The 1361-nt window shown below is 44.7% G+C and carries 1 protein-coding gene; it reads right to left on the bottom strand.

Features of this window, described 5'->3' with window-relative positions:
• Positions 1–174 precede the first annotated feature (174 nt).
• On the bottom strand, positions 175–1041 hold the full coding sequence (locus tag D889_RS0114775; protein ID WP_010632968.1) for a metallophosphoesterase family protein: 867 nt from the start codon (positions 1039–1041) through the stop codon (positions 175–177).
• Positions 1042–1361: the final 320 nt, after the last annotated feature.

Genomic DNA, 1361 nt, shown 5'->3' with positions numbered 1-1361 from the left:
GCTGCCAATCTCCTATAAACTAACATGAATCTCCATCTGAACTTCATCCAGATGGAGATTCATTTATTCAAGGTGTTCATTATTTGACGCTTACGTAAAAACTGAAATCCCGAAACGAGGTTGTACCCGTTTCGGGATTTTTAATTTTCTACCTTTTTGAGAAGTCCTTCATTCTCAACTGTGACGCAGCGCTTTTTCAGCTTCTATTTTTCTTAAGAATTCCGTGACCTCTTCGACATAGCCATGTTGACGATTGACTTCTCTCAGCAGCGCTTTGTCGTGTGTGTGTATCAGGTCCGTTTCCAGCAGTTCTTTGTACAATTCGAAGTACGGAATTTCCCGGCGCTTCGCCTCTTGCAGCTCTTCAGCAATGTCGTAACCAACTTTTTTAAATGCGATTTGCGGTACACCCTGGTCATCAATATCGAGAATGGCATATTGAGCACGCATATCTGCACGAAATTTTTCTCTCTCGGAAAAAGGCTGTCCGACAGAACCCGGATTGATAATCAGCTGATCTTCACTGCTGTAACGCAGCATTTGATGATGCACATGGGCATAGACGGCAATATCGGATTGATTCCCAGAAAACAGACGATCAAAACTGGCCTGAGACTGATACGGAATCAATTCGTCTCCATGGTTCTTATCAGGAAGATTATGTGAAATGCTGATCTTCAGACCGTTGATCTCCTTAACAACGGATAACGGCCGTTTCCTGATCCACTCAATCTTGGAACTGGTCAGATGCTCGGACTGGTACTCCGCCAGTTTTGAGATATACACGTCTGAAGGATCAGCGATGTCAATCGCTCCGTCCAATACCTCAAGGAGACAGTCTTCCCAGTTACCCCTTACATACACGGATGTATTCACCTTTTTTAACAGATCCAGTAAGTCTGCGGAGCCGGGACCCGGCATGATTAAATCCCCAAGGAACCAGTAGTCCGTCACCTTTTCGCAAATCGTATCCTGAAACACGGCTTTCAGAGCCGTGATATTTCCATGAACATCAGCGAATAGTGCTATTCTGTGATTCATGAACGCTCTCCTTCCACATAAGTTTACCAATCCTCTGACTGTCTTCAGCAGACAGGGCTACGTTGTTTCTGCCTTTCTTATTTGCCTGATAAAGTACCTCCATCCCGGTAATACGCCATTTGTGAAAGAATAACGAATCATCCTCATCAGACGCCGGAAAGCATAGTGTTTCAAACAATTCACTTCTCGACCATCTGTCCATGGGGAATACCAATGCTCAATCGCATTAGGATCAACTGATATGAACGAAACTGTCAATGCCCCGCACTTGTTTGGCCAGGTCTCCTGTTTTAAGCGACTTTAATCTGAGGGGGGTGCGT

It is taken from the genome of Sporolactobacillus vineae DSM 21990 = SL153, assembly GCF_000377985.1.
Taxonomy (GTDB): domain Bacteria; phylum Bacillota; class Bacilli; order Bacillales; family Sporolactobacillaceae; genus Sporolactobacillus; species Sporolactobacillus vineae.
This window is presented reverse-complemented; position numbering and strand designations above follow the sequence as displayed.